The 20,029-nt window shown below is 60.0% G+C and carries 22 protein-coding genes and 1 tRNA gene; 14 read left to right on the top strand and 9 right to left on the bottom strand.

The window, feature by feature from the left end; all coding sequences use genetic code 11:
* Window positions 1-4 precede the first annotated feature (4 nt).
* Together ACMVPR_RS00820 and ACMVPR_RS00815 are read right to left on the bottom strand one after the other, a co-directional pair.
* Window positions 5-688, bottom strand: coding sequence for an ABC transporter ATP-binding protein (locus ACMVPR_RS00820; protein ID WP_416881299.1), 684 nt, complete (start codon window positions 686-688; stop codon window positions 5-7).
* On the bottom strand, window positions 681-1,967 hold the full coding sequence (locus tag ACMVPR_RS00815; RefSeq protein WP_416881298.1) for a lipoprotein-releasing ABC transporter permease subunit: 1,287 nt from the start codon (window positions 1,965-1,967) through the stop codon (window positions 681-683). Before ACMVPR_RS00815 ends, ACMVPR_RS00820 begins: the two co-directional genes overlap by 8 nt.
* 370 nt (window positions 1,968-2,337) lie before the next feature.
* On the opposite strand from ACMVPR_RS00815, the gene ACMVPR_RS00810 reads away from it, so the two are divergent.
* Entirely contained in the window at window positions 2,338-3,444 is a 1,107-nt protein-coding gene (locus ACMVPR_RS00810; protein ID WP_416881297.1) for a pyridoxal phosphate-dependent aminotransferase, read from the top strand.
* A gap of 118 nt (window positions 3,445-3,562) precedes the next feature.
* Window positions 3,563-3,778: a histidinol phosphate aminotransferase gene (locus ACMVPR_RS00805; RefSeq protein WP_300588029.1), complete on the top strand. Its 216-nt coding sequence runs from the start codon at window positions 3,563-3,565 to the stop codon at window positions 3,776-3,778.
* Here ACMVPR_RS00805 and ACMVPR_RS00800 read toward each other — a convergent pair.
* On the bottom strand, window positions 3,767-4,963 hold the full coding sequence (locus ACMVPR_RS00800; protein ID WP_416881296.1) for a pyridoxal-phosphate-dependent aminotransferase family protein: 1,197 nt from the start codon (window positions 4,961-4,963) through the stop codon (window positions 3,767-3,769). The genes ACMVPR_RS00805 and ACMVPR_RS00800 overlap by 12 nt on opposite strands.
* Before the next feature lie 145 nt (window positions 4,964-5,108).
* Between ACMVPR_RS00800 and ACMVPR_RS00795 the strand changes: the two genes are divergently transcribed.
* Window positions 5,109-5,825 (top strand): tyrosine-protein phosphatase, encoded by a 717-nt coding sequence (locus ACMVPR_RS00795; RefSeq protein WP_416881295.1) that lies wholly within the window; start codon window positions 5,109-5,111, stop codon window positions 5,823-5,825.
* Window positions 5,822-7,567, top strand: a complete 1,746-nt coding sequence (locus tag ACMVPR_RS00790) for an ABC transporter ATP-binding protein (RefSeq protein WP_416881294.1) — start codon at window positions 5,822-5,824, stop codon at window positions 7,565-7,567. The genes ACMVPR_RS00795 and ACMVPR_RS00790 overlap by 4 nt, the downstream gene beginning before the upstream one ends.
* Here ACMVPR_RS00790 and ACMVPR_RS00785 read toward each other — a convergent pair.
* Window positions 7,564-7,878 carry an arsenate reductase family protein gene (locus ACMVPR_RS00785; protein WP_416881293.1) on the bottom strand — a complete coding sequence of 105 codons (315 nt, stop codon included), beginning with the start codon at window positions 7,876-7,878 and terminating at the stop codon, window positions 7,564-7,566. The two genes, ACMVPR_RS00790 and ACMVPR_RS00785, sit on opposite strands and share 4 nt — an antisense overlap.
* A gap of 184 nt (window positions 7,879-8,062) precedes the next feature.
* On the opposite strand from ACMVPR_RS00785, the gene ACMVPR_RS00780 reads away from it, so the two are divergent.
* Window positions 8,063-8,269, top strand: coding sequence for a cold-shock protein (locus ACMVPR_RS00780; RefSeq protein WP_300588037.1), 207 nt, complete (start codon window positions 8,063-8,065; stop codon window positions 8,267-8,269).
* A 3-nt stretch (window positions 8,270-8,272) separates the two neighbouring features.
* On the opposite strand, the gene ACMVPR_RS00775 is transcribed toward ACMVPR_RS00780, so the two are convergent.
* A complete protein-coding gene (locus ACMVPR_RS00775; protein ID WP_416881292.1) occupies window positions 8,273-9,178 on the bottom strand; it encodes a LysR family transcriptional regulator in 906 nt (301 codons plus the stop codon).
* A gap of 95 nt (window positions 9,179-9,273) precedes the next feature.
* Between ACMVPR_RS00775 and metF the strand changes: the two genes are divergently transcribed.
* Window positions 9,274-10,140 (top strand): methylenetetrahydrofolate reductase [NAD(P)H], encoded by an 867-nt coding sequence (gene metF, locus ACMVPR_RS00770; RefSeq protein WP_416881291.1) that lies wholly within the window; start codon window positions 9,274-9,276, stop codon window positions 10,138-10,140.
* Here metF and bhcR read toward each other — a convergent pair.
* Complete coding sequence (bhcR, locus tag ACMVPR_RS00765) at window positions 10,137-10,964, bottom strand: HTH-type transcriptional regulator BhcR (RefSeq protein WP_416881290.1); 828 nt, start codon at window positions 10,962-10,964, stop codon at window positions 10,137-10,139. The two genes, metF and bhcR, sit on opposite strands and share 4 nt — an antisense overlap.
* Before the next feature lie 120 nt (window positions 10,965-11,084).
* Between bhcR and ACMVPR_RS00760 the strand changes: the two genes are divergently transcribed.
* Both ACMVPR_RS00760 and ACMVPR_RS00755 read left to right on the top strand, forming a co-directional pair.
* Complete coding sequence (locus ACMVPR_RS00760) at window positions 11,085-12,071, top strand: type I glyceraldehyde-3-phosphate dehydrogenase (protein ID WP_416881289.1); 987 nt, start codon at window positions 11,085-11,087, stop codon at window positions 12,069-12,071.
* Between the two features lie 90 nt (window positions 12,072-12,161).
* A complete protein-coding gene (locus ACMVPR_RS00755; RefSeq protein ID WP_416881288.1) occupies window positions 12,162-14,135 on the top strand; it encodes an enoyl-CoA hydratase-related protein in 1,974 nt (657 codons plus the stop codon).
* Between the two features lie 3 nt (window positions 14,136-14,138).
* Here ACMVPR_RS00755 and ACMVPR_RS00750 read toward each other — a convergent pair whose 3' ends face one another.
* Entirely contained in the window at window positions 14,139-14,354 is a 216-nt protein-coding gene (locus ACMVPR_RS00750; protein WP_292268881.1) for a hypothetical protein, read from the bottom strand.
* Window positions 14,355-14,479: 125 nt separating this feature from the next.
* Here ACMVPR_RS00750 and ACMVPR_RS00745 point away from each other — a divergent pair, with 125 nt between their 5' ends.
* The 5 genes from ACMVPR_RS00745 to ACMVPR_RS00725 are packed head-to-tail and all read left to right on the top strand — an operon-like array spanning window position 14,480 to window position 17,968.
* Window positions 14,480-14,740 carry a DUF2312 domain-containing protein gene (locus ACMVPR_RS00745; RefSeq protein ID WP_300588048.1) on the top strand — a complete coding sequence of 87 codons (261 nt, stop codon included), beginning with the start codon at window positions 14,480-14,482 and terminating at the stop codon, window positions 14,738-14,740.
* Window positions 14,737-14,958, top strand: coding sequence for a hypothetical protein (locus ACMVPR_RS00740; RefSeq protein ID WP_416881287.1), 222 nt, complete (start codon window positions 14,737-14,739; stop codon window positions 14,956-14,958). Before ACMVPR_RS00745 ends, ACMVPR_RS00740 begins: the two co-directional genes overlap by 4 nt.
* On the top strand, window positions 14,955-15,944 hold the full coding sequence (locus ACMVPR_RS00735; protein ID WP_416881286.1) for a tripartite tricarboxylate transporter substrate binding protein: 990 nt from the start codon (window positions 14,955-14,957) through the stop codon (window positions 15,942-15,944). Before ACMVPR_RS00740 ends, ACMVPR_RS00735 begins: the two co-directional genes overlap by 4 nt.
* Window positions 15,945-15,995: 51 nt before the next feature.
* Window positions 15,996-16,472: a tripartite tricarboxylate transporter TctB family protein gene (locus tag ACMVPR_RS00730; RefSeq protein ID WP_416881285.1), complete on the top strand. Its 477-nt coding sequence runs from the start codon at window positions 15,996-15,998 to the stop codon at window positions 16,470-16,472.
* A complete protein-coding gene (locus ACMVPR_RS00725; protein ID WP_416881284.1) occupies window positions 16,469-17,968 on the top strand; it encodes a tripartite tricarboxylate transporter permease in 1,500 nt (499 codons plus the stop codon). Before ACMVPR_RS00730 ends, ACMVPR_RS00725 begins: the two co-directional genes overlap by 4 nt.
* On the opposite strand, the gene ACMVPR_RS00720 is transcribed toward ACMVPR_RS00725, so the two are convergent.
* The gene (locus ACMVPR_RS00720; RefSeq protein WP_416881283.1) at window positions 17,965-18,846 is read right to left on the bottom strand and encodes a hypothetical protein; all 882 of its coding nucleotides are present in this window, start codon (window positions 18,844-18,846) and stop codon (window positions 17,965-17,967) included. The genes ACMVPR_RS00725 and ACMVPR_RS00720 overlap by 4 nt on opposite strands.
* A gap of 146 nt (window positions 18,847-18,992) precedes the next feature.
* On the opposite strand from ACMVPR_RS00720, the gene ACMVPR_RS00715 reads away from it, so the two are divergent.
* Window positions 18,993-19,068, top strand: a tRNA-Thr gene (locus ACMVPR_RS00715).
* Between the two features lie 352 nt (window positions 19,069-19,420).
* Here the strand turns inward: ACMVPR_RS00715 and ACMVPR_RS00710 are convergent.
* Window positions 19,421-19,939: a hypothetical protein gene (locus ACMVPR_RS00710; RefSeq protein WP_416881282.1), complete on the bottom strand. Its 519-nt coding sequence runs from the start codon at window positions 19,937-19,939 to the stop codon at window positions 19,421-19,423.
* Window positions 19,940-20,029 lie beyond the last annotated feature (90 nt).

Below are 20,029 nucleotides of genomic sequence, written 5' to 3'. Positions count from 1 at the left end.
AACGTCAAGCGGGTGACACTCGGCCCTGCTCCAATCGCACCTGACGATCCATCCGCGCCGCAAGCTCCATGTTGTGCGTGGCGATCAGCGCCGAAAGCCCGGTCTCTCGGACAAGCGTCATCAACGCCGCGAACACGGTGTCCGAGGTGCCCGGATCAAGGTTGCCGGTCGGCTCGTCCGCCAGGAGGACAGACGGTCCATTGGCCAGCGCCCGGCAAAACGCGACCCTCTGCTGCTCCCCTCCGGACAAGGCAGCAGGCCGGTGATGCGCCCGCGCGGCAATGCCGACGATCTCCAGCAACTCGGTCGCCCGCGCATCCGCATCACCCCGCGGCACACCGGCAGCAAGTTGCGGCAACACGATGTTTTCCTGCGCGCTGAACTCGGGCAGCAGATGGTGGAACTGGTAGACAAACCCGACCTCGTCACGTCTCACGGTTGTGCGCTTGCGATCCGGCGCCCCGGTCACATCGGAACCTGCGATTTCGACTGTGCCGCCATCCGGCGTGTCGAGCAGGCCCGCGATATGCAAAAGCGTCGATTTCCCTGCACCCGACGGCGCGACCAGTGCCACAACCTCGCCTTTGGTGAGCGACACATCCACCCCGCGCAACACCTCGACCGCGGCTGGGCTGCCCGCGTTGTAGGTCTTGGTGACCCCACTCAATCGCAGTGCAAAATCACTCATAGCGCAGCGCCTCAACCGGGTTCATCCGCGCGGCGCGCCGGGCTGGAAAGATCGTCACGATGAAGCTGAGCCCAAGCGACAGGGCCACCGCGCTGAGCACATCGGGCAGGCGCAATTGTGCTGGCAATTCGTAGATGCCCCGCACCGCCGGATCCCAGACACCGCCGCCTGCAACGTAGTTCACGAAGGAAAAGATCGGATCGATGTAGAGCGCAAACAGACACCCAAGGACCACGCCCGCCACGGTTCCGAGAATGCCGGTGAAGGCCCCGCAGATGAAGAACACCCGGAGCACCGCACCTTCGGTCAGACCCATTGTGCGCAGGATCCCGATGTCCCGGCCCTTGTTTTTCACCAGCATGATCAGTCCGGAAACGATGTTCATTGCGGCAATCAGCACAAGGATCGACAGGATGATAAACATGACGTTGTCCTCGATCTCGAGCGCGCGCAGGAACCCGCCGCTCGCGTCCTGCCACGTCCACACCAATGCCCGAGAGCCGGCGGCTTGAACGATGGGCAATGTCACGTTCTCGACCCGATCCGGGTCGGCAACCATGACCTCGATCTCGTCTGCAACGCCTTCCCGGTTGAAGTAAAGCTGAGCCTCGCCGAAGGGCATATAGACGCGTGTGCGGTCGATGTCATAACGCCCGGCGGTAAAGACATAGACCACCTCATAGGCCTTGACCCGCGGGCTGGTGCCAAAGGCGGTGCGCACACCGTCTGGCGAAATGAGCTTGACCTTATCGCCCAATCCGACCCCCAGTTCGCGCGCAACACCCGACCCGATTGCAATGCCGTCGGCAAACCGGGCAAGGTCACCCTGCGCGGTGTCGGGATCTGCGATGCGGGGAATGGTGGCAAGGTCCTCAGGTGCGATGCCGAACACCTCGACACCGGCGTTGCGGCTGTTGGCCGTGGCCATGACCTGCCCCTTCACCAAGGGTGCCGCGCGGGTGACGCCGGAGACAGCCGCAACAGACTGGGCCAGGTCCGCGTAATCCGGGATGGTGCGACCCGACCGACCGAATTCATCGATTTCCTGCGTGTAATAGACCGTCACATGCGCGTTGGAGCCAAGGATGGTATCAACAAATTCCGCGCGAAAGCCGGAGCGCACAGCGAGAGTGGCGATCAGGGCAAAAACCGCCAGCGTGATCCCGATCAGGCTGATCCATGTCATCACGCTCACGCCGCCTTCGGCACGCCGGGCGCGCAAGTAGCGCCACGCGATCATCCATTCGAACGGGGCAAAGGGTGGTGGAGTTTGGGCCATGTCGGTCTCTTTCTGCTCTGGTCGATAAGTGGCCGTTCCACTTCGGCGGGTCAAGCGGCGCGGGGCATGTCCGGTTTCATCCTGTGGTTTCACACGCGAAACATCGGGACAGAACCCGTGACCTGAATTGGCGGTTCGTGTGGGAGAAAGACAACGCCGCGCGAGACTCCACGAGTTGCCAAAGGTATTTTTACAATTTCAAAGCACGTTGACGTGAGGCCCGATTTTTCGACGAAAAATCGGGGCGCTGGAAGACCCGAATTAGCCCCTGCTTCGTTTCGGCGCCAAAACTTGCATACGTAGACGGGTTTCTGCGTTCTGGTCGTCAACAGCGCTTGTTCTGGAACCGCCCACTTGGCATAGACAGGGCATGACCGGACCCAGATATCCCGACCTCATCGCAAAGCTACCCTCTTCCGTGCCCTTCGTTGGCCCGGAAGTGCAAGAGCGTCACCGCGGCGCGCCCTTTCTTGCGCGATTGGGCGCGAACGAAAGTGTCTTTGGACCATCGCCTTTCGCGGTGGCCGCGATGCAGGATGCGGCGGGCCAGTGCTGGCAATATGCCGATCCCACGAATTACGATCTGATCCACGCCATCTCGGCCCATATGGGCGTGCGCCCCGGCAATATCGTCATCGGCGAAGGGATCGACGGGCTGCTCGGGTACCTCGTACGTCTGCTGGTCGGCCCCGGCGACCCGGTGGTCACGTCGGACGGCGCCTACCCCACCTTCAACTATCACGTCGTGGGTTATGGCGGCACGCTGCACAAAGTGCCTTTCCACAACGATCACGAAGACATCGACGCACTTATGGCCAAAGCCTCTGAGGTCGAGGCCAAAATCGTCTATCTGTCAAACCCCGACAACCCGATGGGCAGTTGGCACAGCGGCGCGAAAATCGAAAAAGCGCTCGACTGGCTTCCAGACGGAACACTCTTGCTTCTGGATGAAGCCTATATCGAATTTGCGCCTGCCGGCACCGCACCGATGATTGACGCAGACGATCCGCGGGTCATTCGCATGCGCACCTTCTCCAAAGCCTTTGGTATGGCGGGCGCACGGGTCGGCTACGGCATCGGAGCGCCGGACCTGATCAAGAACTTTGACAAGGTTCGCAACCATTTCGGCATGTCTCGGATTTCGCAGGCAGGCGCATTGGCGGCCTATGAAGACACGGCCTGGCTTGAAGAGGTGATCGCCCTTGTCGCCGAGTCACGGAACCGGATCGCGGACATCGCCAAGGCCAACGGGCTCACGCCCCTGCCCTCCGCCACAAATTTCGTCACTGTGGATTGTGGCGGCGACGGTGCCTTCGCCAAAGCGGTGCTCGCCGGCCTGATCGAGCAAGGCGTGTTCGTCCGGATGCCCTTCGTATCACCCGGCGACCGATGCATCCGGATCAGCGCGGGACGCCCCACGGATCTGGATATCTTCGAAGCCGCACTGCCCAAAGCCCTCGCAGCGGCGCGCGGTTAGGCGCGGCGCCCCAAGTTCACGAAAATTTTCGGGATCTGGCACAGATTATCGCTGACGGGGCAATATTCTGCGGTACTCTGTTCTTGAAACGTGCACGTTCCGAGTTGTGGAGATGCAAATGGATGATCACCATCCCAAGCGGGTCGAGGATTACACGACCGCAAGTCTCATTCTGATTTTCATCAATCTTTTGTGGATCTTCGGGGTCATCTGGGCCCTGTTCGGCCTCTTGGCCGTGATCCTGACAGGATGGGTCCTGAACCACGGCATCACCTGGCTGGCCCATTACAAGGCCAGCCGCGCGATCCAGTGGCCTCGGAATTCAGACGCCTGAGATCACCTTGGCCGCTTCCGCGACCCCACCGGCCCGATGCGGAATACCCAACGCTCCAAGCCCGGCTTCAACAACCCCCAGCAGCCCAAGGATCATGTGCGCGTTCACATGGCCCATATGTCCAAACCGGAAATACCCATCGCTTTTCGGGTCATCATCGTTGCCCATGCCCAGACCGATGCCCAGCGTGACACCCGCCTGATCGGAACACCAGCGGCGCAATTCGGTGCCATGTGGTTTGCCGATGGCCATCGCGGTCACCGCATGACTGCGCAAGCTGCGGTCGGCGATGTTGAGCCGCAGCGGCCCGCCCTGCCCCCAATGCTCGACCGCCGCCCAGATCGCCCGAGCCAAGGTGGCATGCCGCGCCCAGATAGCGTCCATCCCCTCGGCATGAATCATGTCGAGCGCCGTGCGTAGGCCGTAAAGGTGATGTGTCGGCGCGGTGCCACTGAAATACTGGTAGAACGCCTCCGGGGCCGTGCGTGCGGTCCAATCCCAATAGGTGCTGACGTGCTTGAGCCGACGCCGCCCTTCAGCGGCCTTGTCGTTGAAAAACACAAAGCCCAGACCCGGCGGGCACATCAGCCCTTTTTGCGAGCCGGTCAGAGCCACATCGACACCCCAGGCGTCCATCTCGAACCGGTCACACCCCATGGCGGCGATGCAATCTGCAATCAGCAGCGCCGGATGGCCGAGATCATCAAGAATCGCGCGCAGCGGTGCAAATTCGTTGCGGTTCGAGCTTGAGGTGTCCACATGCACCGCCAGAACCGCCTTATAGGCATGCGCGCTGTCCGCTTTCAGCGCCGCTTCGACGCGGTCCAGATCGAAGGTGCCGCCATTGCCGAAATCCAGCACGTCGACCTCGATTCCACGGGCCTCTGCGATGCGGCTCCACGCCATTGCAAAGAACCCGGTGGACAGCACAAGCACCTTTTCCCCGATGCCGACAGTATTCGCCAAGGCCGCTTCCCACGCGCCATGCCCGTTGCTGATATAGATCGCCACATGCCCGTCGGTGCGGGCGACACGTTTCAGGTCGCGCACCAGATCCGGCATCATGTCGGGCAGTTCGCCCTCGTAAATGTTCGGCGAAGCCCGATGCATCGCCCGCAGAACTGCGTCCGGCACCACCGAAGGACCGGGAATGGCAAGATAAGTGCGACCATTGGCAAGCGACATAAGCAACCTCGAAGCGGTGGGGATTCCCTGCTTCAGCGCAGGTTTGGGCGCACCCTACCTACCGCAGCCGCGCCGTCAATAACGCGCGGTGCTTGCCAGCGCGCGTCACAGTCTCTACATCCGCGCCTGACGCGAAAGGGACCGGATGCTGGGACGACTTTGGACAAAGATCGAAGATGCAGAACGCAAGCTGCGTCGGTCCTTCGGCAAGGACATCACGGACCCGCGCGCGCGGCGCTGGTCCTCCTTTCATTATCATGTATTCGACCACGCCTTCCTGCGCACCTTCTGGACCAACTTCTTTGAGGTCGCACCCGGCGTTTACCGCTCGAACCAGCCGACACATGCGCGGTTCGAGAAATACAAGGCGATGGGCATCACCACGGTGGTGAACCTGCGCGGCGAAGACAAATACGCGCATTACCTGTTTGAAAAGGAAACCTGCGAGGCGCTGGGACTCAAGCTTCTGAATGCCAAGCTGCAGGCGCGCAACGCGGTCAGCCGCAAGAAGATTGTGCATGTGATCGACACACTTCGCATGGCGGAAAAGCCCTTTGTGTTTCATTGCAAATCGGGCGCCGACCGCGCCGGGTTCGTGGCCGCGCTTTACCTGATGGTGTTCGAGAACCAGCCGGTCGAAGTTGCGCGCAAGCAATTGTCGATCAAGTATATTCACCTCGATTTCACCGCCACCGGCGTGCAGGATTACATCCTCGATGTCTATGCCGCGCGAAATGCGCGTCAGCCGATCGGGTTCGAAGAGTGGATCCGCACGGAATACGACGCAACCGCCATTCAGACCGGTTTCAACAACAAGACACCCGCTGCCGACCTGACCCTGCCAGAGGCTTTGGCAACGTGACCGAGGCCGCGGTCAATCCGCGGGGCCTGCTTCTCTGGGTCTGGCGCGGCTATCTTGCCAAGCATTGGCGTCTTCTGATCGTTGCGCTGCTGTTCATGGCGCTAGAAGGCAGCATGTTCGGCGCATTGTCCTACATGATGAAGCCGATGTTCGACCGGGTCTTCGTCGGTGGTGAAGCAAACGCCATTCTGTGGGTCGGATTGATTTTTCTTGGCATCTTCGTCATTCGCGCTGTGGCAAGCATCGTGCAGAAAGTGCTCCTGACCCGGATCTCCCAACTGTCCGTCGCCGATATCCGGCAGGATCTGCTGGCGCATCTGATGGTGCTCGACAGCGCCTATCACCAGACCCATTCCCCCGGCTACCTGATGCAGCGCGTCGAAGGCGATGTAGACGCGATTTCAAAGGTCTGGCGGACGATCATCACAGGTGCAGGCCGGGACGTGATTGCACTTGTCTCACTGTTCGCCGTGGCAATTTCGGTCGACTGGCGCTGGACATTGGTGGCCTTGCTTGGCGCACCGATCTTGATCGCCCCTTCGGTGTTTCTGCAACGCTATGTCCGCAAGGAAGCCCGCCGGGCGCGCGATGTCGCGGCAAAACTGTCTGTGCGTCTGAACGAGGCGTTCCACGGGATCATCCCAGTCAAGCTCAACGCGCTCGAACGCTACCAGTCCGAGCGGTATCGCACCCTGACAGACGAACGCGTCAAGGTCGAAACCCGAAGCGCGTTGGGTCAGGCGACCATTCCCGGCATGATCGACATCATGGCCGGTCTGGGTTTTATGGGTGTGCTCTTTTACGGCGGAAACGAGATCCTTTCGGGCGAGAAAACTGTCGGCGATTTCATGGCCTTCTTCACCGCAATTGGACTCGCATTTGAACCGATGCGCCGTCTGGGCAATGTGGCAGGTGTCTGGCAAGTCGCGGCCGCAGGGATTGAACGTATCCGACAGATCCTCGAGACCGAACCGACGCTGCGCAGTCCGGCGCAACCAAAATCCGCACCTGCGGAAGTGCCAGAGATCACGCTTGAAAACGTCTCGCTAAGCTACGGAGAAACCGCGATTTTGAACGGGTGTGGTTTCACAGCTGAGGCAGGCCAGACAACCGCTTTGGTCGGCCCGTCAGGCGCGGGGAAATCCACCATTTTCAATGTTCTGACCCGGCTTGTTGACCCGTCACATGGAGATGTGACCATAGGTGGCGTACCCGTCTCGGAAATGGCGCTGGAGGACTTGCGTGGGCTCTTTTCCGTCGTGTCGCAGGAAGCTTTGCTTTTTGACGATACGGTTCTGGAAAACATCCTGCTCGGGCAAAAAGACGTGTCGGATGCGGATCTGAAACGCGCGCTCGATGCGGCCCATGTGTCGGACTTCCTGCCGCAGCTTTCAAACGGGTTGAACACCCCTGTCGGGCCGCGAGGTTCAGCCCTGTCGGGTGGTCAGCGGCAACGGGTGGCGATTGCCCGCGCGCTCCTACGCAATCGGCCCATTCTGCTGTTGGATGAAGCAACCTCGGCGCTCGACACAGGATCCGAGGCCAAGGTCCAAGAGGCGTTGGACGAATTGTCCAAGGGTCGCACGACATTGGTGATCGCGCATCGCCTCTCGACCATCCGGGATGCGCACAAGATCGTCGTCATGGACCAAGGCCGCGTCATCGAACAGGGCACCCATGACAACCTGTTGGCGCAGTCCGGCACTTACGCCGCGCTCCATCAGATGCAGATGCGGGACTAGCCCAAAAGCGCCGCCTGCGTGTCCTTGTCCCAGCCCAGATAAAGCGCGTCACCCTCCGAAATCAGCGGCCGTTTCATCAGCTTCGGATGCGCGATCAACAGGGCCTTGGGGTCTTTCCCGCGCTCGGTCTCATCCAGCCCGCGCCATGTCGCAGACTTGGTATTCACGACTTTATCACCAAACTGTGAAATCGCCCGATCCAGTATACCGTCGGGTACTGAAGTCATTGAAACATCTACGAATTCCGCGTTCGACAATGCTTTCAATGCCTTACGGCAGGTGTCGCAGTTCTTCAGCCCATAGAGGATCATCTTCTGCTCCGGTGTCTTGTCCAATTCAAGTCCGCGCCCTTTGTCGAAAATTGCGCAGCGGCCTTGTTTTTGGGACGTTTCGCTCAATCTGAATAAATGTGAACGGTGTTGCAGATTGCAGACCCGGTCGCAAGCGAAGCGGCCCTCAGAGGTCAGACATGACGACAGAAGGAGACACGGGATCATGCCGAACGGTACCGTGAAATGGTTCAACGCCACCAAAGGCTACGGTTTTATTTCCCCCGAAGATGGCGGCAAAGATGTGTTTGTGCACATTTCCGCCGTGCAACAATCCGGGATGGACGGCCTCAGCGACAATCAGAAGGTCAGCTTTGACATGACCGAGGGTCGCGATGGCCGCAAGATGGCGTCAAACCTTACCGCCCTCTAGACATCAGGCCGATTGAAGCCGCTGCGCCTCTTGCCGGGCCAGTTGGATCAATTCAGCGACGAACGGTTTTTCCGTGTCCACTGTTCTGGTGGCCGCGTATAGCCGTCTTGTCACGCCTGTTTCGGTTAACGGACGTGTGACGTAGTCCGAACTGTACTTGACCTCGCGCACCACCCAGTCGGGCAGCACCGACACGCCCCGATTGGACGCGACCAGAAGCAGAATAACGGCCGTCAGCTCGACCTGGCGAACTGCAGCCGGTTCGACCTTTGCCGGGATCAGCAATTGGCTGAACACATCAAGCCGCGACCGTTCCACCGGATAGGTGATCAACGTCTGCCCCCGAAAATCCTCAGCCTCGACATAGGGCTTTTCGGCCAGCGGATGCGCAGACGAGGCCACAAAAACCGCGTTGTAGTCGAAAAGCTCGGTGAATGTGACGCCGGGAATGTCCTCTGGGTCGGATGATACGACCAGATCAACCTCTTCCTTCTGCAGGGCAGGCAGCGCGTCGAACGCCAGCCCGGGGCGAATGTCCACATCCACATCCGGCCAGTTTTTGCGGAACGCCTCCAACACCGGGAACAGCCATTCGAAACAGGCATGGCATTCGATGGCAATGTGCATCCGCCCGGTCGATCCTCCACGCAGCCCTTCGAACTCTGCCGCCAGCGCTTCGACCTGTGGCAGGACCTGATTGGCCAGCCTCAAAAGACGCATCCCCGCGGCCGACAGTTTCATCGGTTTGGAGCGGCGTACAAACAGCTCCACCCCTGCCTGATCCTCAAGCGCCTTGATCTGGTGGCTAAGTGCCGATTGCGTGATGTTCAACTGGTCCGCCGCCTTGGCCACCCCGCCATATTCATGGATGGCCTTGATGGTGCGGAGGTGCCGGAACTCAATGTGCATTATCAACCGTTCTCATGTTGAAGATTAGATTTATGAGTTTGTCTCACAATGCTGCGTGTGCGACAAGAGCTTCAACGCCATCAAGGATCACGTCGATGACAACTCCGTCCGTCTCATTTGAATTCTTCCCGCCCCAGTCTTTGGAGGCCTCGTTCCGCCTGTGGGACACCGTACAGGTGCTTGCCCCGCTGCAGCCGCGCTTTGTCTCCGTGACATACGGCGCAGGCGGCACCACCCGTGACCTGACCCGCGAGGCGGTGGCAACGCTGCACAAATCTTCAGGCCTGCCGGTTGCCGCGCACCTGACCTGCGTCAACGCCACGCGCGCGGAAACCCTTGCCATTGCACAGGATTTCGCCGCAGCCGGTGTGACCGACATCGTAGCCCTGCGCGGTGATCCGCCCAACGGCTCGAACGGCTTTGTCCCCCACCCCGAAGGATTCGCCTCGAGCGTGGAGCTGATCGAGGGCCTGCGCGACGCCGGTGATTTCACCATCCGCGTCGGCGCCTATCCCGACACCCACCCCGAAGCGAAAGACGCCCAAGCCGATGTGGCCTACCTCAAGCGCAAGTTCGATGCGGGCGCATCCGAAGCACTTACGCAGTTCTTCTTCGAGGCGGACACCTTCTTCCGTTTCCGCGATGCCTGCGAGAAGGCGGGAATCGACAAGCCGGTGACACCGGGCATTCTGCCGATTGAGAACTGGAAAGGTGCTGTCCGCTTTGCCCAGCGCTGCGGCACGCATATCCCGGCATGGGTTGTGGATGCTTTCGAGAAGGCGGAACGCGACGGGCGCGAAGACCTGCTCGCCACCGCGATCTGTGCGGAACTCTGTTCCGACCTGATCGACGGCGGCGTCGACACGCTGCATTTCTACACGCTGAACCGCCCGGAACTGACCCGCGATGTGTGCCACGCACTTGGCGTGACACACAAACTGAACCTCAAGAACGTCGCTTAATCCGACGCGCCCCCCAAAGCGGCGGTCAGTTTGGCCGCCGTTTCCTTGACCGCCAATCCAAGGCTGTCGATCCTTTCATCCGGGATACGGGCTGACGGTCCCGAGATAGACACCCCGGCGATGGGTTCGCCATGCATGTCGAACACCGGCGCCGCGATACAGCGCATGCCGTCGTTTTTCTCTTCCGCATCAAACGAATAACCACGGATTTTGGTTGCTGCCAGATCGGCCGCCAACGCCTCTGGCGTGACAAGGGTGTGCTCCGTGAACGCGGTCAGCTTGTGCTTGCGAATGATCGCCTCCACGTCCTTGTCGTCCATTTGCGCCAAAAGTGCTTTGCCGATCCCCGAGGAATGCATGGGCGACATGGTCCCCGGCGGGAAAAACGCGCGGATGTTGTGATGGGTTTCGACTTGGCTCAGGAACAGGACCAGCCCGTCGCGGGACACACCCAGATTGGCGGTCTCTTCGGTCTTTTGCATCAATTCGCGCAGGAACGGGCGGGCACGTTCCACCAGCGATGTGCGGCGCAGAAACCGCGACCCGATGTGAAACGCCCCTGCGCCGATATGCCAGGTCTGCGCCACGGGATCGAAATCGACCATGTTGCGCCCTTCGAAGGTCGACAGCACGCGGTAGACCGTGGCCGGCGATTGATCTAAATCTTCAGACAAATCGGTCAGTGTCGCCCCACCGCGCTCGCTCAACCGCTCCAAGATGACCAGCGCACGATCCAGCGATTTGATCTTGTTCTGCTCGGTCGTATCGCTCCACGCGCGGGGCCGTCCCCGTGCGCGCCGCTCCGGCCCTGTTTCTGCGTTCATGCCAGCCTCTGCGCCCTGAATTGTCTCGATACAAAAAACATTTTTACAATGTGAAAAAATCAGAGTTGAAATGCAAGCGTTAACGCACAGGTTCTGCGGCAACAGGCAAAGGACAGGTATATGCGCATCGTCATCCACGGGTTTGGGCGGATCGGCCGGGTCATCCTGCGGCAGATCCTGACCAATTCGGCCCATTTGGATATCGAGGTGGTGGCGGTCAACGATCTCGCGCAGCCAGACACGTGCGCCTATCTCTTCAAGTATGACAGCGTCTTCGGCCCCCTGCCCGGCGGGGTGACATTAAAAGACGGCACTTTGCACGCGGGCGGGCGATCCATCCCAGTGCTCACCGGGGTCAAGATGGTGGACCTGCCTTTGGCGGATGTCGATCTGTTGCTCGACTGTACCGGTGCCACCAAGGACCGCGCGACAGCCGAGGCCGCACTGACGGCGGGCGCGCGGGCGGTTTTGATCTCTGGCCCCTCCGACATTGCCGACATCACCATCGTCAAAGGCGCAAATGACGAACAGATCGCGGAACACCGGATCGTCTCGAACGCCTCCTGCACCACCAATGCGCTGGCCCCGCTTCTGCGCGATCTCGACACGCGCTATGGCTTGATCCGGGGCCATATGACGACGATCCATTGTTACACAGGCAGTCAGCCGATGGTCGACGCCCCACGTGGCCCCGACCTTGCCCGCAACCGCGCTGGAGCCGTGAGCATGGTCCCCACCACCACAAGCGCCGCCAAGCTGATCGACCGCGTGCTGCCCGATCTGGCCGGGCGCGTGACCGGGGCCGCCGTGCGTGTGCCTGCAATCAGCGTATCTGCGGTGGACCTTGTCGTCCGCCTGAGCACCCCACCAAAAGATCCGGCCAACGCCCTGCGCGAATTGGCCGAAGCGAACCCGGTGATAGGGCTGGTCGAAGACCCATGCGTGTCCGTCGACCTCCGGGCGCGAACAGAGTCACTGGTGATTGCACCAAACGAGACCATGGAAACCGGCGACCAAATCCGCATTTTCGGCTGGTATGACAACGAATGGGGCTTCTCCGCCCGCATGCTTGATGTCGCGCGAATGATGCACAATCGCGCCGAATAACGCGGAATTCTTGCCAGAACGCCCCGTTTGGCCTCTAATACGCTGCAAAGAACAGGCAAACATGCCGACCCGAGGCCATCGGAGCAGCAGATGGGCACTGAGACCGAGATCACCGTCACGGAGGGTGTTGCGCAAATTGCGCTGACGCCCGGTCCATCGTCACGGCTGACCGTGGCGATGCTTGCAGCCATCAATGATGCGCTGACGCGCCTGAGCGCTGACCCGGAAACACATATCATCGTCCTGCGGGGCAAAGGCGCTGTCTTTCCCTCTGGCATTACCGTGCCGCAAGGTGGCGGCGATGACCGGAAAAATCTTCTGTCCGATGTCTGCCGTCAGATCGAACTTTGTCCGAAACCCGTGATCGCAGTGCTGACGGGCGCAGTGGTCGGGGGCGGCGTCGAACTGGCGCTTGCGGCGCATTACCGGCTCGTGCATCGCCAGACCCGCATCGGCTTTCCCAATGCGCGTCTTGGGCTTGTACCCAGCGCGGGGGCCACGCAACGCCTGCCCCGGCTGATCGGTGCCGACGCCACGCTCGACCTGCTGATCGGCGGTGCTCTCGTACCCCTCACAGGCGAAAAATACGCCTCGCTCGCCGACGCATTTTTCGACGACGCAACGGATGACGCGATCCAACGATTTCTTGGTGACCTGCGCGCCAAGGTTGCAGGCCCCAGACCCACAGCAGACCTGCGTACAGGTTTTGCCGACGCAGCCGCGTATCAGGCAGGCCTCAATCGTGCCCGCACCAGCGTCGACGCTTCGCCAGAGGTGGCCCCAAGGAAAATCCTCGCCGCCGTCGAAGCCGCGATGCTCTTGCCCATCGACGCCGGACTGGCCTTTGAAGAAGCCGCTGCCGAGGACTGCGCGGATACGGAACAATCCAAAGCGCTGTCGCACCTGTTCCACGCCGAACAGAAGGTCGCCGCACAGGTGCGCCGCAATGATCTTCCAGACATATCGACCATCGGTGTTCTGGGCGGCAGCGCGATTGCCGGTCAGATCGTTCTGGCCGCGTTGGAGGTTGGGCTTGGTGTGCGGTGGTTCATCAAGGATCCCGACCAGCAGCGCGATGCGGTGGGTCATGTCCGCCATGTGCTGCAACAGGCGGTGCAAACCGGGCGGCTGACCAACGAGCGGATGCAACGCGGCCTTGAGGCACTGCGGTTTGGCGATGCCCAAGACCTTTTGCAAGACACTCAGATCGTCCTGAGGGCAACGCGCGGTCAACGGGGTGCTCCGGTGCCCGCGGGCTCGGTCATCGCACATTGCCTGCCCGGCGTGGATGCCCGCCTGTCGCTGCAATTCGCCGCCCCTGCCGCAACCGCCCGCTTGGTCGAAGTCATTCTTGGCCCCGAAGCGACCGAAGATCACCGCCGCCTTGGCCTTTCGCTTGCGCGGCGTATGAACAAAATGGCGATTGTGCAAACCACGGCTGGCACTGGAATTCACGACCGGCTTTTGCAGGCGCTCTGGCGGGCTGCGGATGCTTTGGTGGATTTGGGGCAATCCCCCTACACCATCGACGCCGCTCTGCGCGATTGGGGCATGCTGCATCCGCCCTATGAACTGGCCGACAGGATCGGGCTGGACGTGGTCAGCCGCCATCCCCGCGCAGGAGGAGGACAGAACTGGTCCGGGTTTCTTCTGGAACTGGGCCGTCAGGGGCGCGCCACTGGTCGCGGGTTCTACCACCACGTCCCCGATGGCCCCACGCGGGACGCCGAACTCCTGCACAAGATAAATGAACGCCGCGCGCCGCAATCGAACCTGCTCACCGATCAGATCCGACGGCTGGTGATCGGAGCGGTGGCCAATGCCGGGGCCAAGGGATTGCGCGAGACCGTTGTGCCACGCACAGCGGAAATCGATGTGCTGTCGGTTTTCGCCCATCTCGTCCCGACATGGCGCGGAGGCATCATGCACGCCGTTGGTGCCGAAGGCTTGCTAAAGACCACCCGCGAGATGGACGCGCTGGATCACCCAGACAAAGAACTGTGGACACCAGATCCGGTCTTTGCGGAGTTGATCAAGTACGGGCGCAATTTCGACGATTTGTGAGGCTTAGCCCAGAAAGATCCCCACGATCACCAGCATCAGACCCAGCACCGACACAAACAGCGACCCGAGGTTGATCGGCATCACCTTCTTGACCTCGTCGCGCAATGCTTCGTCGCTCAGCCCAGCTTTGCGCGCCTTGTTGACCCGCAGGATGCAATAGACCAGCCCGCACAAACCGCCAAACGACAGCGCCGCGCCCGACCAGATCAGTATGTCCATGATACGCTCCCGCGATGGTCTGTGCCCACGGGGGCGGTAATTCATCCCCTGCCCGCTGACAAGCCCTTGAAGGCCCGCGCCGCCATCGCTACGAACCCAGTCAAACCGAAAGAGGGAGCCTCGTGATGGACGACAGCGCTATCGAAGCCAACTACCGCGTCACCGCAGATGAGCTGCGTCAGTTCATCGAACGGATCGAACGTCTGGACGCGGAAAAGAAAGACATCGCAGACCAGCAGAAAGAGGTCATGGCCGAGGCCAAAGCGCGCGGCTACGACACCAAGGTCATGCGCAAGGTGATCGCCCTGCGCAAGCGCGAGCCCGACGACATCGCCGAGGAAGAAGCCGTGCTCGAGATGTACAAGGAAGCCTTGGGCATGCAGTGATCGCCGTCGATCAAGTCAGACATCGCTATCAAACACAAACGGCGCCCGTTCATTCGGAGCGCCGTTTTTTCTGCGACTTTTATGCTGCCTTGAATAGCGTGTGGCCAGGCACCGACTGTTTTCAGATATCCGTCAACATGATTGACCACGCGGTTTCTTTTGCTGAATATCCTGTTGAAGAAAAACAGGCCGCAAATGGCCAAGGGAGGATTGCATGAAGATTTGGAAAGCCGCTTTGGTGGCATTGTCAGTTATGGCCACACCCGTGCTTGCGGAATATCCCGAGCGCGAAGTGTTGGGCGTTGTGATGTGGGGCGCAGGCGGCGCCACGGATACGGTCGCACGCGCCGTCAATCCGGCAGCCGAGGCGGCGCTTGGCAAACCGATTGTGGTTCTGAACAAGTCCGGCGGCGCGGGCGCTATCTCGACCGCTTTCGTGAACGCAGCCCCTGCGGATGGCTACACCTTCCTCTATGGCGCGGAAAACCCGCAGCTTCATGGCGTAATGGGCGTGTCGGACATCGATTATGGCGACATGTACCCGATCAACATTCTTGGTCGCGGGGTGGCCGTTGTTGTGGTTCCGGCGGACTCGAAGTACCAGACCCTCAGCGAATTGCTTGACGATATCGCCGCCAACCCCGGTTCCGTCAAAATGGGCTCGACCGGTCCCGGCGGCCTGCCTTCCACGATTGGCGCGTTGATTGCCAATGCGACCGATTTCAACGTCACCGCCATTCCCTTTGATGGTGAAGGCCCTGGCCTGACCGCCATGCTGGGCGGCGAGGTTGACTTCATGCCAGCGGGCATCTCGGCTGCTGCCGAGCAGATCAAGGCCGGCAACATGCGTGCATTGGCGGTGGTCAACCCGGAACCCGTTGACACGCTTCCCGACGTTCCTGCCATCACGGAAACCCTCCCCGACATGGAGCGTTTCCTGCCATGGGGTCCGTTCTACGGCGTGTTCGTCCGCGCCGAAGTGCCGGACGATGTGAAGGCAAAGCTGACCGAAGTGTTCACGACTGCAGCAACCGACGCGACCTTCCTTGAGCTGATGGCCAACCGCGGCAACGTGGTCATGAACACGAGCGGCCAAGAGGCGATAGACTTCCTTGCCAAGTGGCAACAGGTCACGACCTGGGCTCTTCAGGACACCGGCGCGGCGAAGGTCAGCCCGGAAGAGCTTGGCATTCCCCGTCCCTGATCCAAGGGTGCGACCCGCTGGCTCTCTGGCGGGTCGCAGCATTCCGAAGAGATGAAAACACCTGAAACCCTCCGACCCGGAGAACGGCTTTTTGCGCTTCTTCTGGTGGTCTTCGCAGGCTACGCCTTCTGGGAATCCTATGGCATTTCCGGGTTCAAAGGCCTGACAACCGGGGGTGTCATGCCGATGCTGGCATCTGGCGTGATGCTGGCAACAGGGGTTGTCATCCTGTCCGAAACGCTGCGCAAACCAGCCTCAGCCGAGACCGGTCTGCCCGCGCTGCTGGCCTATCTGTTCCCGCTGCGGGTCGTGCTTTTCACCGCACTCGTCGCAGCCTTTGTGGCCGTTATCCCCTATATCGGATTTCTTCCGGCCTCCGGCGCGCTGTTGTTCGTGGCGATCTGGACGCTGTGGAGCAAAGGCCCGGTCTGGGCGCTGGCAATATCGGCGCTGTCAGTCGGAGTGATCTACCTTCTGTTCCGCGTTGTGTTTCAGGTCATTCTCCCCTCCGGGAGCCTATGGACATGATGGAAACACTGGGCTTTTTCGCCACCTCTTGGCTCGATCCGTCGCTTCTTCTGCTGACAGCGCTTGGCACGTTTGCCGGAATCTATATCGGTGCGATCCCAGGTCTGTCAGTGACCATGGCCGCGTCGATCCTGATTTCCTTCACCTTCAAATGGGAGGTGAACGAAGCCCTCGCGCTGATCGCAGGCGTCTATGTCGGTGGCGTCTACGGAGGCGCGCGCACCGCGATCCTGCTCAACATTCCGGGGGCACCCAGTGCCATTGCCACTGCGTTGGACGGTTATCCACTGGCGCGCAAGGGTCTCGCGGGCGAGGCAATTGGCCTCTCGACGGTGATGTCGGTGATCGGCGGACTTGTCGGCGTGCTGGCCCTTGCCATCGCAGCCCCGCTGATTGCCGATTTCGCAATCAAGTTCACATCGCGCGATTACATGCTGCTTGGCATCATCGGAATCCTTTTGGTCGGCACGCTCTCGGGCGAAAGCTTTGCCAAAGGAGCATTTGCTGGTGCGCTTGGCGTTATGATCGGGATGATCGGGCTCGACCCGATGACAGCCGAGGCCCGGTTCACTTACGGATCGATCAATCTCATGGGGGGTGTGCCGTTCGTCGTGGCGATGATCGGCTTTTTCGGTGTCGCCGAAGCCCTCGCGCAGCTTGAACATATCTCCGCCGCCCCCATCAAACAAAAGGTCGCCCGGATCGTGCCGTCTTGGTCCGACGTACGGCGTTATCTTGGACTTGGGCTTAAATCCTCTGGCCTTGGCACGTTGATCGGTGCCCTGCCCGGCACGGGTGGCGATATTGCAGCGCTCTTGGCTTATGATCACGCCAAGCGCAGCACCAAAAACCCCGAGGTTCCCTTCGGTGAGGGCGCAAAGGAAGGCTTGATCGCCCCCGAAGCCGCCAACAACGCGGCGGTGGGTGGCGCTTTTGTGCCAATGCTCACTCTTGGCATTCCCGGTGATGCGGTGACTGCGATCATCATCGGCGCACTTTACATCCACGGGCTGAAACCGGGGCCGCTGCTGCTCACCGATACGCCCCACCTCTTCTGGTTCATCGTCGGCAACCTGACGCTGGCCAACCTGTTCCTTCTGGTGTTCGGCCTCACCGGTGTCCGCATCTTTACCAAGGTGGTCGAATGCCCGCGCGCGATCCTGATCCCGCTGATCATCATCCTGTCCGCCGTCGGAGCCTATGCCATTCAGAACAACCCCGTGCACATCACATGGGCCCTTGGCTTTGGCGTTCTTGGCTATTTCCTCAAGCGTTATGGATTCCAGGTCGGCCCGATCATCCTTGGCGTCATCCTTGGCCCGATGATCGACGCGAATTACCGCCGCGCCATGATCGGCGCACAAGAGAATATCGGAACCTTCATCTATGACCTGCTCAGCCACCCGATTTCATTGGTGCTGACCTGCGCGCTGGTCTTCATGTTCGTCACGCAACTGCCCTTCGTGAAAAACCGCAAACGACAGGCGAGGCCTTAAGGCGCGATCAAATTGACCCCCGGAATGCGCCGGATATCGAACAGGTCTTCTTCGTATTGCTCGGTCAGGTCTTGCACCAGATGCGCATCCCAGCCCGGCAGATCGAGTTCATGTTCGACCTTGGACGGGTCCGCGAATTTATCGAGAAAAGCCACCATCACTCGGCGGATCTGAGCCTCGTTGAATTCCGGTTTTTCGGCCAGATAGGCTCGAAACCGCGTCATCCCTTCCTGCGAGGTGATATCCGCCATCCGCGAATAGGCCCCGACAATCGGATAGGTCGCTTCAACCCCTGCGAATTCGCGGATCAGTTCCCCCCAGATAAGCGGGCTATCCTCGTCGCACCACACCGTCACGGGAACGCCGGGCACCGCTGCGGTGATCCGCGCGATCAGGTTGGACCAGCGAATATGCATCGGATCCAACCCGTGCAACAGCTGTGAAATGTCCGACAGCGGTGTCGCCTTGAGAAGCGCGGGCAGGAACGTCGCAGGATTGCGCAGCCCGATGAAAATCTCGACCGAATCCCGCGCGAAGATATCCCGCAGGGTGCGCAGACGGTGCTCCGCCTTGCGGTATACCACCCCACCCTGAAATGCGATCTTGGGTACCGAAAACAGGTTCTCATGCGACAGGATCATCCGATCCACATGACCTGTGTCCTCGTCAAGGATACTGTCCAGCAACACCTCGCGCGACGTAGGCGCAGGCGGCGCGTCCCCCAAGGCGTTCAGCATCTCCGAAATCAACTGTCGATACTTGCCCGGCCCCGGAATCGCAATCCCGTCTGCCCGAAGCGCCTCGCGGTTGCGCAAGAGCGTCTTGAACAGCCGGTCGCTGTCGGTCTCATGAAGGCCTGCGTGTAGGACAACCTGCATCTGTTTTCGGTTTTCTCGCTGTCTGGGCGCAGTATACCCCCACGCGCAGCGATGGAAACCGTGTTTGGAGGACAATCGCAAATCGCAAAATTTCGCCAGATTGCCTCTTGCACAGGCGCGCGACACTCAGTAATCACGCCTCCGGAGCCCCTATAGCTCAGCTGGTAGAGCAACTGATTTGTAATCAGTAGGTCCGCGGTTCGAGTCCGTGTGGGGGCACCATAAAAATCCGTTAAATACTTGTTTTATATAAAAAATACGCCGAAGCCATGTTGGTGTATCCCCCTAATTATACCCCCTTCGCGCGTCGGTCAGTTCCACAAACCTTCCACCTATTTCGGCTTGGGTTTTTCTTGGGACGCAGTCGATATGCACTGAGTCGCGACCTCGCAGTGATCATAGCAACTTCGCTACCAGTTCCGGCATGATCGCACTAGGCTGTACGATTTCACCAATCGGCGCGCTTGGTCTAGGTTCAGCTTTGGCGGTGTCCACCTCCAGCCGGTCGAGCCGCCTTTCAAAGTCACGGTCGGCCACCTGCCAGCGCCACCTCGCTACCAGTCGTGGTAACGTGTCATACTGTGCCGGATGGCACACCTAGTCTTCCGCTTATCAGACCCCAATTGTCATGAAATCTCTGTAGGTCCTTTGTAGCGATAGAAGCATGTTTGGACTCCTTATTGCGGGGTCGTTCGCCGCCATTCCGAGCCAAGTATGCCGTGTAACCGTCGAACATTAGGTCTTGCAGATCGCGCAGAGTCAGAATGTAGAAACGAACATGCGCCAGATGGTCGCCCAAGTAGACATAAACGTAAATCAGATCAGGGTCGTCCAATGGATCCACCTTGGTTACAATTTGCTTCGGCCCACGCTGTTCAATGTTTAGCAGGTTTCCGAGCCCGATAGTCGCGGTTTCCTTGCGCATAGCCTTGACCTGGAGGCGAAGGGTGTTTTGCCCATGCATTGCCAAAATGTCAGCAACAGGCAGGTTACCCGAAAAGGCTGTTGCAACAATGTTGCGACGCCCAAGTTCTGCCACCACCAGACTTTCGCCCATCTGACCCGTCAAAAAACGACTATAATCTTTTCCCATGGTCAGCCCTTTCTTAGCGGAATTAATTGGGCGTTCAGGCACAGCTAAACCTCAAATCGCCCTCTTTGATCGATCTTAACCACAATATCG

The organism is Marivita sp. (genome assembly GCF_048006345.1).
In the GTDB taxonomy this organism is placed as follows: Bacteria; Pseudomonadota; Alphaproteobacteria; order Rhodobacterales; family Rhodobacteraceae; genus Marivita.
The sequence above is the reverse complement of the archived record's forward strand: the minus strand, read 5'-3'. Positions and strand labels throughout refer to the sequence as shown.

Coding starts and splice junctions, on each gene's coding strand:
- ACMVPR_RS00820 (WP_416881299.1), bottom strand. CDS start 688: ATGAGTGATTTTGCACTGCGATTGAGTGGGGTCACCAAGACCTACAAC.
- ACMVPR_RS00805 (WP_300588029.1), top strand. CDS start 3,563: ATGGATGATCACCATCCCAAGCGGGTCGAGGATTACACGACCGCAAGT.
- ACMVPR_RS00810 (WP_416881297.1), top strand. CDS start 2,338: ATGACCGGACCCAGATATCCCGACCTCATCGCAAAGCTACCCTCTTCC.
- ACMVPR_RS00760 (WP_416881289.1), top strand. CDS start 11,085: ATGCGCATCGTCATCCACGGGTTTGGGCGGATCGGCCGGGTCATCCTG.
- ACMVPR_RS00745 (WP_300588048.1), top strand. CDS start 14,480: ATGGACGACAGCGCTATCGAAGCCAACTACCGCGTCACCGCAGATGAG.
- ACMVPR_RS00755 (WP_416881288.1), top strand. CDS start 12,162: ATGGGCACTGAGACCGAGATCACCGTCACGGAGGGTGTTGCGCAAATT.
- ACMVPR_RS00800 (WP_416881296.1), bottom strand. CDS start 4,963: ATGTCGCTTGCCAATGGTCGCACTTATCTTGCCATTCCCGGTCCTTCG.
- ACMVPR_RS00730 (WP_416881285.1), top strand. CDS start 15,996: ATGAAAACACCTGAAACCCTCCGACCCGGAGAACGGCTTTTTGCGCTT.
- ACMVPR_RS00815 (WP_416881298.1), bottom strand. CDS start 1,967: ATGGCCCAAACTCCACCACCCTTTGCCCCGTTCGAATGGATGATCGCG.
- ACMVPR_RS00720 (WP_416881283.1), bottom strand. CDS start 18,846: ATGCAGGTTGTCCTACACGCAGGCCTTCATGAGACCGACAGCGACCGG.
- ACMVPR_RS00725 (WP_416881284.1), top strand. CDS start 16,469: ATGATGGAAACACTGGGCTTTTTCGCCACCTCTTGGCTCGATCCGTCG.
- ACMVPR_RS00750 (WP_292268881.1), bottom strand. CDS start 14,354: ATGGACATACTGATCTGGTCGGGCGCGGCGCTGTCGTTTGGCGGTTTG.
- bhcR (WP_416881290.1), bottom strand. CDS start 10,964: ATGAACGCAGAAACAGGGCCGGAGCGGCGCGCACGGGGACGGCCCCGC.
- ACMVPR_RS00795 (WP_416881295.1), top strand. CDS start 5,109: ATGCTGGGACGACTTTGGACAAAGATCGAAGATGCAGAACGCAAGCTG.
- ACMVPR_RS00785 (WP_416881293.1), bottom strand. CDS start 7,878: ATGATCCTCTATGGGCTGAAGAACTGCGACACCTGCCGTAAGGCATTG.
- ACMVPR_RS00735 (WP_416881286.1), top strand. CDS start 14,955: ATGAAGATTTGGAAAGCCGCTTTGGTGGCATTGTCAGTTATGGCCACA.
- ACMVPR_RS00775 (WP_416881292.1), bottom strand. CDS start 9,178: ATGCACATTGAGTTCCGGCACCTCCGCACCATCAAGGCCATCCATGAA.
- ACMVPR_RS00780 (WP_300588037.1), top strand. CDS start 8,063: ATGCCGAACGGTACCGTGAAATGGTTCAACGCCACCAAAGGCTACGGT.
- ACMVPR_RS00710 (WP_416881282.1), bottom strand. CDS start 19,939: ATGGGAAAAGATTATAGTCGTTTTTTGACGGGTCAGATGGGCGAAAGT.
- metF (WP_416881291.1), top strand. CDS start 9,274: ATGACAACTCCGTCCGTCTCATTTGAATTCTTCCCGCCCCAGTCTTTG.